We start from the raw sequence: 14594 nt of genomic DNA on the forward strand, positions 1-14594 counted from the left end.
GAGTGCCCACACAGATTGTCTGATAAATTGTTAAAGAGCAGTGCAACGCGGCTTTCGCTCACCGTTGCGAGGTCCCGTATAATACGTTTTCCTCATTCAGAGTCAAGCGTTTATTTTCGCTTTTCTCCGTTGGTGTTCATCTCTGAACCCCGCTAACCCGGCGGCCTGTAAGCCGTTGTTCCGTGTCAGTGGAGGCGCATTATAGGGAGTTATTCTGAGGTGGCAAGAGGAAAATAAGAAATAATTTCCAACCGTGTTTTTTTTCACCAAAACCGTCTTTATCAAGCTACTAATTGCTCTATTTGGTGTATTTGCAGCCACAATCACATTCCAGATGGCATACTTAACAGCATGAACAAATAAGGAATATGAGTTATGCCCTTAAGCGCACAACAGCTGGCAGCACAAAAAAACCTATCTTATGTGTTAGCAGAAAAGCTGGCTCAGCGGATTCTGGTGGGAAAATATGCTCCCGGAAGCATTCTGCCAGGTGAAATGGAATTGGGCGAACAGTTTGGGGTAAGCCGTACCGCCGTTCGTGAAGCGGTAAAAACCTTAACCGCGAAAGGCATGGTTTTGCCACGACCGCGCATTGGCACGCGAGTCATGCCCCAGGGTAACTGGAACTTCCTCGATCAAGAATTGCTTTCATGGTGGATGACCGAAGAGAACTTCCATCAAGTCATCGACCATTTTCTGGTGATGCGAAGCAGCCTTGAACCTCAGGCGTGTTTACTCGCCGCTATGTTGGGGAGCGCAGAACAAAAAGCGCAGTTGAATACCTTGATGGAGGAAATGACCTTCCTGAAGAAGCATTTTAACCGCGAGCGCTGGATTGAAGTCGATATGGCATGGCATGAACATATCTATCACATGAGTGGTAATCCCTTCCTGACCTCATTTGCATCCCTGTTCCATTCTGTCTATCACACCTACTTTACTTCTATTACTCAGAATGAAGTGGTCAAACTGGATCAGCACCGGGCCATTGTGGATGCAATTCAGGATGGCGACGGCCAACGCGCGATGAAGGCGTGCCAGGCGCTACTGGCTGCCCCGAACCTTCAGCAGGAAAAAGAATGACCGAGAAAAAAGCGCGTAGTATGGCCGGGCTGCCATGGATTGCGGCGATGGCTTTCTTTATGCAAGCGCTAGATGCCACCATTCTGAATACCGCTTTACCGGCTATTGCCGAAAGCCTCAACCGTTCCCCGCTTGCGATGCAGTCCGCCATCATCAGCTATACGTTAACTGTCGCGATGCTGATCCCGGTTAGCGGTTGGCTGGCTGACCGCTTCGGTACACGTCGAGTGTTTATGCTTGCCGTCACGCTATTTACGTTGGGTTCACTGGCCTGCGCGCTTTCGACATCATTAACTGAACTCGTTATGTTTCGTGTATTGCAGGGTATCGGTGGCGCAATGATGATGCCGGTGGCGCGCCTTGCGCTGTTGCGGGCCTATCCGCGCAGCGAACTGTTGCCTGTCCTCAATTTTGTCACGATGCCCGGACTGGTCGGCCCTATTCTCGGCCCGGTACTGGGTGGGGTATTAGTCACCTGGGCCAGTTGGCACTGGATATTCCTGATTAACATCCCGATTGGCGTTGCTGGTCTGTGCTATGCCCGTAAATATATGCCGAACTTCACCACGCCAAGGCGCAGTTTCGATATGGGGGGATTTTTTCTGTTCGGCGTGAGCCTGGTGATGTTCTCCATCGGCATGGAGTTATTCGGTGAGAGGATCGTCGCAACCTGGATGGCATTATTGATTATCGCGACCAGCGTTCTTCTTTTTCTTCTATATATACGTCATGCACGTCGTCACCCCACGCCGCTCATTTCACTCTTATTGTTCAAAACCCGAACCTTCTCGGTTGGGATTGCCGGGAATATCGCCTCGCGGCTTGGCACCGGCTGCGTCCCGTTTTTGATGCCGCTGATGTTGCAGGTAGGATTTGGTTATCCGGCATTAATCGCCGGAATCATGATGGCACCCACCGCGGTTGGCTCCATTCTGGCGAAATCGATGGTCACGAAAATTCTGCGTGGGCTCGGCTATCGTAAGACGCTGGTTGGAATCACGGTATTCATCGGTGCGATGATTGCGCAGTTCTCTTTGCAGTCCTCCGCCCTACCGGTCTGGATGCTGATTTTGCCACTCTTTATATTAGGAATGGCGATGTCGATTCAATTCACATCCATGAACACCATTAGTCTGGCTGACCTGACGGATGAAAACGCCAGCGGGGGGAACAGCGTTCTGGCCGTCACCCAACAGCTTTCGATCAGTTTAGGTGTTGCGGTGAGCGCAGCGGTGCTACGCGTTTATGAAGGTATGGAAGGCACGAACACCGTCGAACAATTCCACTACACATTTATTACCATGGGGGCAATTACGGTAGTCTCCGCGCTGGTATTTATGCTGCTGAAACCGAAAGACGGTCGAAACCTGATTAAAGATCGCCACCAGCCGAAACCGAACCGCGTTCAATCAGAACAGGAGTAAGTTGCAAACGCTGCTGCTGTAGTGCGGGTTGCGCCATCCGATGAATCAACACGTCGATTGCCAACTCGCCCAGCTCATCTTTAGGTTGATGAATCGTGGTGAGCGGTGGCGTCATGAAGCGCGCGAGTTCAATATCGTCGTAGCCGATAATGGCCATATCTTGCGGGACGCATAAACCAGCCTGATATAAGGCCTGATAAGCACCAAATGCCATCGCATCGTTACCGATAAATACCGCCTGCGGGCGCAGCGCTTGCGTCAGCAGTTTTTGCATAGCTTCGAAACCACCGTTAAATTCAAAATCAGCGGTAATTTGATAGCCATCATGCACAGGCAGGCCAGCACGATCCATGGCCGCGAGATACCCTTCCTGACGAAGGCGCGCCGGCGTTTTATCCAGCGGTCCTGTAATGCAGGCGATGCGGCGGTAGCCTTTGTCGATGAGGTGCTGCGTCGCCATATCGCCACCAAGCAACGAGTTATCCTGAATCAGATCGCTGGTGCCATCAAACGGGGCCCAGTCCATCATGACGGTCGGAACAGAAGGATAGCGCTGCATGATCTCTTTTGATGGCTGGTGTGTTTCTGTGCAAAGCAAAAGCAATCCATCGACGCGTTTTTGCATAAGCGTTTCGAGATTACGATTCATGCGTTGCTCATCACCTTCTGTATTACACAGCACCAGGCTATAACCGCGCTCAAAACAGCTGCGCTCAACGCCGCGCACAAGTTCTGAATAGAAGGGGTTGGTACTGGCGGTGATCAGCATACCGATGGTATGCGTCTGATTAAGCTTGAGGCTGCGTGCCAGCGCCGAAGGAGCGTAGTTAAGGTCTTTTATTGCCGCGTCGACTTTCTCACGTATCGCGTCACTCACAAACCGATCGTTATTAATGACGTGAGAAACCGTCGAGGTAGAAACGCCCGCCACGCGGGCGACATCTTTCATTGTGGCCAAGCGTTACCCCTGCTGACTCAAAAATTCATCAATCTCTTTGCGCCATGGAACTGAGGGCTGAGCACCTTTGCGTGTAACCGCAATAGCAGCAGCGGCATGTGCAAAACGAATGGCATCATTCATGGGCTTGCCTTCCAGCAGTGCTGTTACCAGCGCACCGTTGAAAGTATCCCCCGCCGCAATAGTATCAATCGCTTTGACCTTAAAGCCCGGAACACGACGACCTTCACCGTTGGCGCTCACCCATACACCGCGGCTACCCAACGTGATGATGACGGTATCGATACCTTTGTCATGCAGGACCTTGGCTGCACGCGCGGCATCGTCATCGTTTTCGACGCGAATCCCCGTGAGCTTTTCAGCTTCGGTTTCATTAGGCGTAATAATGTCCACCAGCCCCAACAACTCGTCTGATAATACACGGGCAGGAGCCGGATTAAGTACAACACACGTATGATTTTCATGCGCAATTTTGGCTGCAGCCAGAACGCTTTCTACCGGAGATTCCAGCTGCATCAGCAGGGCTTCGGCATTCGCAATAAGGTTGCGCTGGGCATCGACACGTTCAATATTCAGTGCCGCGTTTGCTCCCGCGTGAATACCGATAACATTCTCACCTTCGGCATTGACGAATATCAGCGCCACGCCGGTTGATTCGCCTTCTACCACGCTCACTGGCGCAATATCGATATTGTCACTGACCAGCTGTTTACGAACGCGCTCACCGGTATCGTCACTTCCCGTACAGGCGATAAAGGCGATATTTGCCCCACTGCGTCCGGCAGCGACGGCCTGGTTTGCGCCTTTGCCGCCGAATGCCACCTGGTATTGATGACCGGTGACGGTTTCGCCAGGCGTCGGGAAAGTTTCAAGGTTAAGAATGTGATCGGCATTAATACTGCCAAGGACGACGAGGTTGCCTGCGGTTTTCATGTTTGGGGATCCAGTAAAGATCGCCACCGGTATGACCCGGTGGCGTATGCCACACTTTTCTTTATATTTTGTCCCTCAGGCAACCAGCGACTGCCTGAGTCGACTATTACTGCTTGATGACCAGCTTCAGGTCAACCGGATATTTAGCCTGAACCTTTTCGCCCTTCAGCACTTTATCTGCAGTTTCAACGCCGGTTGCACCGATCTGCTCTGGCAACTGAGCGATAGTCGCAGACAGTTTGCCATCATTGACCGCTTTTTCACCATCTGGTGTGCCGTCAAAACCAACAACCATCACGTCGGATTTACCCGCAGTTTGCAGCGCACGCAGTGCGCCCAGTGCCATTTCATCGTTCTGAGCGAATACCGCCTGCACGTCAGGATGTGCGGTCAGCAGGTTCTGCATTACGTTCAGACCTTTAGTGCGGTCGAAATCTGCGGGCTGGCTGGCCAGAACGTTAAATTTGTGCGCCGCAACAGCCTGCTGGAAGCCTTCGCCACGCTCGCGCGCTGCGGAAGTTCCGGCAATACCCTGCAGTTCGATAACTTTCGCACCTTCACCGGCTTTCTTCGCGATGTAGTCACCCGCGATTTTACCGCCCAGCACGTTATCAGAAGCAATGTGGCTCACCACTTCGCCTTTAGAAGCCTGGCGGTCCAGCGTGATGACCGGGATTTTCGCCTGGTTTGCCATCTTCACGGCATTGCCAACAGCGTCAGAATCCGTTGGATTAATTAACAGAATTTTGGTGCCGCGAACGGTCAAGTCCTGAACGTTTGCCAGCTCTTTTGCTGGGTTGTTCTGTGAATCCAGAATCACCAGGTTGTAACCCAGTTTATCCGCTTCTTTCTGCGCGCCATCCTTCAGGGAGACGAAGAACGGGTTGTTCAGCGTGGAGACGACCAGCGCGATGGTATCTTTCGCCATTGCGTTAGCACTCACAGTAGCGCTCAGCGCTACAGCTGAAACCAGGGTAGCCAGTTTTTTCATGTTCATATCAAAGATGTCCTGTAGTGTCGTCAGTTACTGTTTTTTGTTGTCTACCAGTACCGCCAGCAAAATCACCACCGCTTTAACGATCATCTGGTAATAGGAGGAAACACCTAATAAATTCAAACCATTATTCAGGAAGCCGAGAATCAGTGCGCCGATCAAGGTCCCAACAATGCGACCTTTACCACCCGCCAGACTCGTCCCCCCCAACACTACCGCCGCAATCGCATCCAGCTCGTAACCTGTACCCGCCGTCGGTTGTGCAGAAGAAAGACGTGCCACTTCAATAATGCCCGCCAGTGATGCCAACAGGCCGCACAGCGAATAAACGATAATTTTGACTTTGTTCACGCTGATGCCGGACAGACGCGTTGCCGCCTCATTACCGCCCAGCGCATAAATATAGCGACCCAAACGGGTGTGATGCAGCATGTACCACGCGGCCAGGAACACGATACCCATGATCCACACCGGCGTCGGGATACCCAGCGGACGGCCAATACCGAACCAGCCAAACACATCCGCATTGTCAGTAAAGCCCGTGTTGACCGGGCTACCGTTGGTGTAGACCATGGTGACACCGCGCAGTAGCAGCATCATCACTAACGTCGCGATAAATGCCTGCACACGCCCTTTTGCCACAATCACACCGGTCACGGCACCAATTGCCGCACCTAATGCCAGCGCAGCTGCAACGGCCACCAGCGCGTTAACTTCGATCCCTACAATCGAAGCCGCAACCGCGCCGGTGAGCGCCAGCAGGGAACCGACGGACAGATCGATACCCGAGGTCAAAATTACCAGCGTCATCCCAACTGCCATAATGGCGTTCACGGAGGTCTGCTGAAGAATGTTGAACAGGTTATTGACGGTAAAAAAGTTCGGGCTCATGGTCGAAACCACTGCAATTAGCACCAGAAGCGCAATCAGCGATTTTTGTTCCAACAGCCATGCCTTTGTGAAATAGCGGCGACCAGAAACAGCCTGGGTAGTCATCTTCTTACTCCTGATTCACGCGATTAAGCTTGCCCACAGCGGCAGCCATCAGAACTTCCTGGGTGGCCTGCTCGCGAGTGAATTCACCGCCGAGATGCCCTTCATGCATAACGATAATGCGATCGCTCATGCCTAATACTTCTGGCATCTCAGAGGAGACCAGAATGATGCTCAGGCCGTCAGCCTTAAATTGGTTGATGAGCTGATAAATTTCTTTCTTGGCACCGACGTCCACACCACGGGTGGGTTCATCGAGGATCAAGACTTTTGGACGCGTCATCAGGCCACGTGCAATCGCCACTTTTTGTTGATTGCCGCCGGAAAGCAGACCAATCGCCTGCTCCATGGAAGGCGTTTTCACATTAAAGAGGCGGATGAAATCGCTAACGGCCTGCTGTTCGTCCTTATGCTTAATCCCACCGCCGTTGCGGCTGAAATAGCGCAGCGCCGTCAGCGACATGTTCTCTTTCACCGACATGCCCAGCACTAAACCATCACGCTTACGATCTTCAGAGATATAGACGATGCCGTTTGCCAGCCCATCCTGCGGAGAGCGGGTGACCACTTCATGACCGTTGAGCGTGACGTAACCGCTGGTTCTCGGCAACGCACCGTACAGCACTTTCATCAGTTCGGTACGACCCGCCCCCATCAAACCCGCCACGCCCAGGATTTCGCCCTGACGTAAGGTGAAGGAGACGTTATTGACGCCCGGACCACACAGGTTATCGACCTTCAGGCGGATTTCACCCGGTGATTTATCCAGGCGCGGATATTGATCTTCAAGCTTGCGCCCCACCATCATTTCAATGAGCGAATCTTCCGTAAGCGTCGCCACCTCACGCTCGGCAATAAATTGCCCGTCGCGGAACACGGTAACGTCATCGCAAATCTCGAAGATCTCTTTCATACGGTGGGAGATATAGACAATCCCGCGCCCCTGCGATTTCAGCTCGCGGATCGCACGGAACAATGATTCGGTTTCGGTATCGGTCAGCGCATCGGTCGGTTCATCCATGACGATGACCTTTGACTCGAAGCTCAACACCTTGGCGATTTCCACCATCTGCTGATCGCCGATAGACAAATCGCCAACCAGACGATCGCTTTTAAAGCGCAGATTCAGCCGGGCCAGCAGCTTGTCAGCTTCGGCATACATCGTTTTCCAGTCGATTTTGCCAAAGCGGCCAACAAATTCACGCCCCAGGAAAATGTTTTCCGCAATGCTCAGCTGCGGGATCAGGTTTAACTCCTGATGGATAATGCCGATGCCAGCTTCCTGAGACGATTTTGGACCGTTGAAGGTGGTTTCTTTCCCCAGCCACAGCAGCGAACCGGCGTCGCGAGCATATATTCCGGTCATGACTTTCATCATGGTGGATTTGCCTGCGCCGTTTTCACCCACCAGCGCCATCACGCGCCCGGGGTATACGTTGATTGCCGCGCCGGAGAGGGCTTTTACGCCCGGGAACGACTTATCGATCCCTTTGAGTTGCAATAATGCGTCCATGATGGCCTCAGAACGTGACGCCAGCACAGAGAATGATATTCGCATACGGGGAGCATTCCCCGCTGCGAATCACCGCCTGACTGTCTGCGGTTTGTTGTTTGAACTGCTCGTGCGTTGTGTAACGAATTTCTATGGTGTTTCCCTGGTGTTGTTGCAGCTGCTCTATGTGTCCGAGCAACGTTTCGTGGAGTTGCGGATTATGTTGTTTGATTTCCGTCGCGAGAATGGCCGTTTCAACCTGCATCTCCGCCGTTACCACACCCAGTACCTGCATAAACGAAGGAACGCCCTGCGTTAATGCCATATCAATACGAGTTGTGCTGCGCGGAACCGGTAAGCCTGCATCGCAAACCACCAGCGTATCGGTATGTCCAAGACGGGAGATAACCGATGAGATTTCAGAATTGAGTACCGTGCCTTTCTTCATTTTCTTGCTCCACTAGCGAAACGTTTCGCTGAAAAGAGTGTAGCTGCAAGAGTGTTCAGAAAACCATCATGACGTAACAGATTTGTGATCGGCGTCGAAACGTTTCGCTAAGTGAAATGTAGAGAAGGTAAATGCAAAACGGTAACCCATTGGTTACCGTTTTTTAGGTTTGCGCCCTCTCCCGTGGGAGAAGGCATCAGGCGGCACAATCAATTAAATCTCGACCTGCGTACCCAGCTCAATCACGCGGTTAGGCGGGATCTCGAACTGGTCAGGCGCGCGCAGGGCGTTGCGCTGTAGGATGAGATACAGCTTCCCACGAAGACGCAGATACCACGGACGTTTGCCAACGATAAGCGACTCGTGCGACATGAAGAACGACGTTTCCATCATTCGACAGCTTAACCCTTCCAGACCACAGCGATGGAACACCTCTTCTACGTTTGGCGTTTCACGCCAGCCGTAGCTTGCCACCACGCGCCAGAAGGTAGGAGAAAGCTGCTCAATCTGCACGCGACGAACGTTATGCACATACGGCGCATCTTCGGTCCTCAGCGTCAGAAGGATCACCCGCTCGTGCAGCACTTTGTTGTGCTTGAGGTTATGCATCAGCGCAAACGGAATGACCTTTTGGGCGCGAGACATATAGACCGCGGTACCCGGCACGCGAACCGGCGGAGATTTTTCCAGTGAGGCAATCATCGCTTCAAGGGAATTACCGTGTTCATGCATCCGACGCAGCAGGCGGAAGCGTTCGCTCTTCCAGGTGGTCATCACAATGAACATCACCAGACCCAGCGTCAGTGGCAGCCAGCCGCCGGAGACAATCTTATCCAGGTTCGCTGAGAACAATGGCACATCAATACACAGTAATCCGACCAGAATCAGCGCCACCAGGAATTTGTTCCAGTGCCAGTTCCGGTACGCGACGGTGGTGGACAAAATCGACGTCAACACCATGGTGCCCGTTACCGCAATACCGTACGCCGCCGCCAGGTTGCTGGAATGTTCAAAGCTGACAATCACAATCACCACGGCAAAGTAGAGCAGCCAGTTAATGAAAGGAATGTAGATCTGCCCGGATTCCATTTCCGAGGTATGAATAATACGCATCGGAGACAGATAGCCCAAACGTACCGCCTGACGGGTCAGGGAGAACACGCCAGAAATGACCGCCTGAGAGGCGATTACCGTCGCCAGGGTAGCGAGGATCAGCATCGGTACCAGCGCCCAGTCTGGCGCCAGCAGGAAGAACGGGTTTTTGATAGCCTCGGGGTGTTTCAGCAGCAGCGCCCCCTGGCCAAAGTAGTTCAGCACCAGAGAAGGCAGCACCACGGTAAACCACGCGATTCGAATCGGCAGCTTGCCAAAGTGGCCCATATCCGCGTATAGCGCTTCGACACCGGTAATAGAAAGCACGACCGCGCCCAATGCCACAAACGATACGGTTTTGTATTCCAGGAAGAAGTTAACGGCCCAGATCGGGTTCAGCGCTTGCAGCACTTCCGGATTGGCAATAATGCTGCGCAACCCCAGCGCTGCCAGAACCAGGAACCAGGTCAGCATAATAGGGGCGAATAGCTTACCGACCAGCCCGGTACCATGCTTCTGAATCGCAAACAGCAGGGTGAGAACAATAATCGCGAGCGGAACCACCCATGTATCCAGCTGCGGGGCGATAATCTCAAGCCCCTCTATCGCCGATAGAACCGAGATAGCCGGCGTGATCACTACTTCACCATAGAAGAAGCTGCCGCCAATTAAGCCGATAATCACCAGGAATGACGTCATTTTGGCAGACGTGTTGCGCCCTGCCAGAGACATTAGCGTCAGGATCCCCCCTTCACCGGCGTTGTCCGCGCGCATGACGAAAGAGAGATACTTTAAGGAAACCACCAGAATCAGCAGCCAAAAGATAAGTGACAAAAAGCCAAAAACGGCGTCACGTTCAACACCAAATCCAAACTGACCGGACAGACATTCGCGAAGCGTATAAAGCGGGCTGGTGCCGATATCACCGTACACAACCCCAATTGCCGCAAGCGTTATAGCGCGTAATGATTGCTTATTATCAGTGCTCATAGACTAGTCTTTTCGTTATATAACAAATGTGTGCTTAGTCCCTTGGCCCACAAAAAGGCGCACAGTATGCACGATTAATCGCAAGATCGTATCCTTAAATGCAACCGCGTTAATGTAGCGCAAAGAAAATAGCGCCGCACTTCAGTCTATTACCAGCCCATGCCGAAACGTCTATACTCGCTTCAAATAGCCGCGATGACGGTGAAAGGACGCAAAACAATTATGGCTCACTCACATTTATTAGCAGAAAGAATTTCCCGTCTCAGCAGCGCGCTGGAGAAAGGCCTTTACGAGCGTGGCCATGCTATTCGCTTGTGTTTGCTGGCAGCGTTGAGCGGCGAAAGCGTTTTCTTGCTGGGGCCTCCCGGCATCGCAAAAAGCCTGATAGCCAGAAGGCTTAAATTTGCCTTCCAGAATGCGCGCGCTTTCGAATATCTGATGACGCGATTTTCCACGCCGGAAGAGGTTTTCGGTCCGCTTTCTATTCAGGCCTTAAAAGATGAAGGCCGCTATCAACGTTTGACGGCCGGTTACCTTCCCGAAGCTGAAATCGTTTTTCTTGATGAGATATGGAAAGCCGGCCCGGCGATTCTGAATACGCTGCTGACGGCGATCAACGAACGTCGTTTTCGTAACGGCGCGTTTGAAGAAAAAATCCCGATGCGACTGCTGGTGGCTGCCTCCAACGAATTACCGGAAGCAGACGGTAGCCTGGAAGCGTTATATGACCGCATGCTCATCCGCCTGTGGCTGGATAAAGTGCAGGATAAAGGGAATTTCCGATCCCTGCTGATAAGCCAACAGGATGAAAACGAAAACCCGGTTGCCCCTTCACTACAGGTAACAGATGAAGAGTACCAACAGTGGCAGCAGGATATCGGCAAAATCAAATTGCCTGATGCGGTATTCGAGCTGATCTACATGCTACGTCAGCAGTTGGATTTAGTGCCTTCCGCCCCTTATGTATCCGACAGACGCTGGAAAAAAGCGATTCGACTGCTGCAGGCCAGCGCGTTATTCAGCGGACGTGATTCCGTTGCGCCTATCGATCTTATTTTGCTGAAAGACTGCCTGTGGCACGACGCGGAAGGCATGAACCTGATGCAGCAGCAGCTTGATGTATTGATGACCGGACACGCCTGGGAGCAGCAGGCTATGCTCAACCGATTGGGAACTATCACCCAGCGGCGAATCCAGCTCCAACAGCAGCAAAGTGACAAAACCGCGTTAAAAGTGAGTCGTCTCGGAGGCATGTTCGCGCGCAAGCCGCATTATGAATTACCCGCCGATTTGACTGAGACATCACTGACGTTATTACTCCAGCAGCCGCTTAAGCTACACGATATGCAGGTCGTTCATATTACCGTTGAGCGCGAAGCGCTGGCGGTATGGCTGGATAAAAGCGGCGAGATCCGCGGTAAGTTAAACGGTATCGGCTTTGCGCAAGTTCTGAATATAGAAGTGGATACCAGTTTGCATTTGGTTATCCGCGATGTGAGTTTGCAGGGATCGCGCCTTGCGCTGCCGGGAAATGCCGCGGACAGCGTGCCGGAAGAGATAAAACAGCAGTTGGAAGCGCTGGATACCGAATGGCATCAGCAGCATACGCGCTTTAGCGATCAGCAAAAATGTCTGTTTATTCATAGCGACTGGCTAGGTCGTATCGAAGCCAGCCTGCAGGATGTCAGCGCGCAGATCAAACAGGCGCGTCAATGCTAACGCTGGATACGCTCAACATGATGTTGGCCGTTGGTGAAGAAGGACTCATCGAAGAAGTCGTCATTACTCTTCTGGCTTCTCCGCAACTGGCGGCTTTCTTTGAAAAGTTTCCTCGTATCAAAAAAGCCGTGACCGATGATCTTCCGCGCTGGCGAGATAGCTTGCGCAGAAGATTAAAAGAAACGGAGGTCCCACCCGAACTGACCGAAGAGGTGAGCGGCTACCAGGAATGCCAGCGGCTCTCTACTCCACAATTTATCGTACAGTTGCCGCAGATCCTGACGCTGCTCGATAAAGTACATTCCCCGTATGCCAGTCAGGCCCGCAAGCTGGTCTCGGACAACGCCACCTTTACCTCTGCCCTACATACTTTGTTTTTACAACGCTGGCGGCTCAGCCTGGTGGTGCAGGCCACTTCTCTCAATCAACAACTTCTGGAAGAGGAACGCGAACAGTTGCTCAGCGAAGTTCAGGAGAGGATGACGTTAAGCGGCCAGCTTGAGCAGGTGCTGGTTGAAAATGAAAATGCGGCAGGTCGTCTGTGGGACATGAGCGCCGGGGAGTTCAAACGCGGCGACTATCAGTTGATCGTGAAATACGGTGATTTTCTGACGCAGCAGCCCGAACTCATGCAACTTGCTGAACAGCTTGGTCGTTCGCGAGAAGCGAAGTCGGTGCCAAAGAAAGACGCACCGATGGAAACCTTTCGCACCCTGGTGCGAGAACCGGCAACCGTGCCGGAACAGGTCGATGGTTTACAGCAAAGCGATGATATTTTGCGCCTGTTGCCCACCGAACTGGCTACGCTGGGTATGACTGAACTGGAGTATGAGTTTTACCGTCGGCTGGTGGAAAAACAGCTTCTGACTTATCGACTGCATGGGGAATCCTGGCGAGAAAAAATCAGCCAACGCCCGGTTATCCATCAGGATTTTGATGAGCAGCCACGCGGGCCGTTTATCGTCTGTGTCGATACATCAGGTTCGATGGGTGGTTTCAACGAGCAATGTGCTAAAGCCTTCTGCCTGGCGCTGATGCGCGTCGCGCTCGCTGACCGCCGCCGATGCTTTATCATGTTGTTTTCCAGCGAAGTGATAGGCTACGAACTGACGGGGAAACAGGGTATCGAGCAGGCAATTCGCTTTTTAAGCCAGCGCTTTCGCGGCGGCACGGATATCGCCAGCTGTTTTCGCTCCATCATAGAACGTATGCAGGGCGGTGACTGGTACGACGCGGATGCAGTCGTCATTTCAGATTTTATTGCCCAGCGACTACCGGATGACGTGGTCAATAAAGTGAAGGAGTTACAGCGAGTTCACCAGCATCGGTTTCACGCGGTCGCCATGTCCGCACATGGAAAACCCGGCATCATGCGCATCTTCGATCATATCTGGCGCTTTGATACCGGGTTACGGAGTCGTCTTATCAGGCGATGGAAACGTTAATTAAAGCAGAGCATCAACGCTTGCACGGACCTGCTGCGGCCATACGCCACACTGAACCTGGCCGATATGGGACAGTTGCAGCAATAGCATGGTCAAACGAGACTGACCGATACCACCGCCAATCGTCTGCGGCATTTCACCGCGCAGCAGTGCCTGATGCCACTCCAGCTTCAGGCGATCTTCATCACCGGTAACGGAAAGCTGACGTTTCAGCGCCTCTGCATCCACGCGGATCCCCATAGAAGACAGTTCAAACGCGTCCTCCAGAATCGGGTTCCACACCAAAATGTCGCCGTTCAATCCTGCCAATTCGCTTTCACCCGCCGTGCTCCAGTCATCATAATCCGGGGCGCGTACATCGTGACGTTTACCATCGGACAGTTTGCCGCCGATACCGATCAGGAACACGGCGCCCAGCTCTTTAGCGATCGCTCGCTCGCGGCCTTTGGCATCCAGATCCGGGAAACGGCTCAGCAGATCCTGGCTATGAACAAAGTGGATCGTTTCTGGCAGGAACGGTGCCAGTCCGAACGCTTTGCTTACTGCTTCTTCGGTTGATTTGATGCCGGCATAGATCGCCTCTACCGTAGATTTCAGTGTCCCCACATGACGCTCGCCATCACCCATGACGCGCTCCCAGTCCCACTGGTCAACGTATACAGAGTGAATCGGTGTCAGGCGGTCTTCATCGGGGCGGAGGGCTTTCATGTGCGTGTAAAGCCCTTCGCCTGCGCTGAAGTCGTGTTGTCCCAGGGTTTGGCGCTTCCACTTTGCCAGTGAGTGAACCACTTCGAACTGGGCCTCTGGCAGTGTTTTCACTTTCACCTGTACCGCTTTTTCGCAACCAGACAGGTTGTCCTGCGTCCCATCACCTACACGGCTGAGGATCGGTGCCTGTACTTCAATCAGACCCAGCTTCTCTTCCAGCTGACGTGAAAAATGGGATTTAACGAAACTGATCTGGCGTTGTTTTGCGATGTAAGCGGTTTTCATTTTTATTACTCCTGCGTCCTGTTGGTATTG

The 14594-nt window shown here is 52.7% G+C and carries 12 protein-coding genes; 4 read left to right on the plus strand and 8 right to left on the minus strand.

Annotated features, from left to right (window positions below):
- The first annotated feature begins 375 nt into the window (after positions 1–375).
- Together AC6EMZ_RS18345 and mdtD are read left to right on the plus strand one after the other, a co-directional pair.
- Positions 376–1083: a FadR/GntR family transcriptional regulator gene (locus AC6EMZ_RS18345; protein ID WP_498404201.1), complete on the plus strand. Its 708-nt coding sequence runs from the start codon at positions 376–378 to the stop codon at positions 1081–1083.
- A complete protein-coding gene (gene mdtD / locus AC6EMZ_RS18350; RefSeq protein ID WP_498404202.1) occupies positions 1080–2507 on the plus strand; it encodes a multidrug transporter subunit MdtD in 1428 nt (475 codons plus the stop codon). The genes AC6EMZ_RS18345 and mdtD overlap by 4 nt, the downstream gene beginning before the upstream one ends.
- Here mdtD and rbsR read toward each other — a convergent pair.
- The 7 genes from rbsR to kup all read right to left on the minus strand — a co-directional run bounded on the left by rbsR (position 2455) and on the right by kup (position 10407).
- Entirely contained in the window at positions 2455–3465 is a 1011-nt protein-coding gene (gene rbsR / locus AC6EMZ_RS18355; protein WP_498404203.1) for a ribose operon transcriptional repressor RbsR, read from the minus strand. The two genes, mdtD and rbsR, sit on opposite strands and share 53 nt — an antisense overlap.
- Before the next feature lie 3 nt (positions 3466–3468).
- Positions 3469–4398, minus strand: a complete 930-nt coding sequence (gene rbsK, locus AC6EMZ_RS18360) for a ribokinase (protein WP_498404204.1) — start codon at positions 4396–4398, stop codon at positions 3469–3471.
- Positions 4399–4504: 106 nt separating this feature from the next.
- Positions 4505–5395 carry a ribose ABC transporter substrate-binding protein RbsB gene (rbsB, locus tag AC6EMZ_RS18365; RefSeq protein ID WP_498404205.1) on the minus strand — a complete coding sequence of 297 codons (891 nt, stop codon included), beginning with the start codon at positions 5393–5395 and terminating at the stop codon, positions 4505–4507.
- Positions 5396–5422: 27 nt separating this feature from the next.
- Positions 5423–6388, minus strand: coding sequence for a ribose ABC transporter permease (gene rbsC, locus AC6EMZ_RS18370; RefSeq protein ID WP_498404206.1), 966 nt, complete (start codon positions 6386–6388; stop codon positions 5423–5425).
- Positions 6389–6392: 4 nt separating this feature from the next.
- Positions 6393–7898 carry a ribose ABC transporter ATP-binding protein RbsA gene (gene rbsA / locus AC6EMZ_RS18375; protein WP_498404207.1) on the minus strand — a complete coding sequence of 502 codons (1506 nt, stop codon included), beginning with the start codon at positions 7896–7898 and terminating at the stop codon, positions 6393–6395.
- A 7-nt stretch (positions 7899–7905) separates the two neighbouring features.
- Positions 7906–8325 (minus strand): D-ribose pyranase, encoded by a 420-nt coding sequence (gene rbsD / locus AC6EMZ_RS18380; RefSeq protein ID WP_498404208.1) that lies wholly within the window; start codon positions 8323–8325, stop codon positions 7906–7908.
- A 213-nt stretch (positions 8326–8538) separates the two neighbouring features.
- A complete protein-coding gene (kup, locus tag AC6EMZ_RS18385; RefSeq protein ID WP_498404209.1) occupies positions 8539–10407 on the minus strand; it encodes a low affinity potassium transporter Kup in 1869 nt (622 codons plus the stop codon).
- Between the two features lie 222 nt (positions 10408–10629).
- On the opposite strand from kup, the gene ravA reads away from it, so the two are divergent.
- Together ravA and viaA are read left to right on the plus strand one after the other, a co-directional pair.
- Entirely contained in the window at positions 10630–12126 is a 1497-nt protein-coding gene (ravA, locus tag AC6EMZ_RS18390) for an ATPase RavA (protein WP_498404210.1), read from the plus strand.
- Complete coding sequence (gene viaA / locus AC6EMZ_RS18395; protein WP_498404211.1) at positions 12120–13571, plus strand: ATPase RavA stimulator ViaA; 1452 nt, start codon at positions 12120–12122, stop codon at positions 13569–13571. Before ravA ends, viaA begins: the two co-directional genes overlap by 7 nt.
- On the opposite strand, the gene asnA is transcribed toward viaA, so the two are convergent.
- Positions 13572–14564, minus strand: a complete 993-nt coding sequence (gene asnA / locus AC6EMZ_RS18400) for an aspartate--ammonia ligase (RefSeq protein ID WP_498404212.1) — start codon at positions 14562–14564, stop codon at positions 13572–13574.
- Between the last annotated feature and the right edge of the window lie 30 nt (positions 14565–14594).

This window comes from Enterobacter sp. SCRI0065, from assembly GCF_059766475.1.

Coding starts and splice junctions, on each gene's coding strand:
- AC6EMZ_RS18345 (WP_498404201.1), top strand. CDS start 376: ATGCCCTTAAGCGCACAACAGCTGGCAGCACAAAAAAACCTATCTTAT.
- mdtD (WP_498404202.1), top strand. CDS start 1,080: ATGACCGAGAAAAAAGCGCGTAGTATGGCCGGGCTGCCATGGATTGCG.
- rbsK (WP_498404204.1), bottom strand. CDS start 4,398: ATGAAAACCGCAGGCAACCTCGTCGTCCTTGGCAGTATTAATGCCGAT.
- rbsB (WP_498404205.1), bottom strand. CDS start 5,395: ATGAACATGAAAAAACTGGCTACCCTGGTTTCAGCTGTAGCGCTGAGC.
- rbsC (WP_498404206.1), bottom strand. CDS start 6,388: ATGACTACCCAGGCTGTTTCTGGTCGCCGCTATTTCACAAAGGCATGG.
- rbsA (WP_498404207.1), bottom strand. CDS start 7,898: ATGGACGCATTATTGCAACTCAAAGGGATCGATAAGTCGTTCCCGGGC.
- rbsD (WP_498404208.1), bottom strand. CDS start 8,325: ATGAAGAAAGGCACGGTACTCAATTCTGAAATCTCATCGGTTATCTCC.
- kup (WP_498404209.1), bottom strand. CDS start 10,407: ATGAGCACTGATAATAAGCAATCATTACGCGCTATAACGCTTGCGGCA.
- ravA (WP_498404210.1), top strand. CDS start 10,630: ATGGCTCACTCACATTTATTAGCAGAAAGAATTTCCCGTCTCAGCAGC.
- viaA (WP_498404211.1), top strand. CDS start 12,120: ATGCTAACGCTGGATACGCTCAACATGATGTTGGCCGTTGGTGAAGAA.
- asnA (WP_498404212.1), bottom strand. CDS start 14,564: ATGAAAACCGCTTACATCGCAAAACAACGCCAGATCAGTTTCGTTAAA.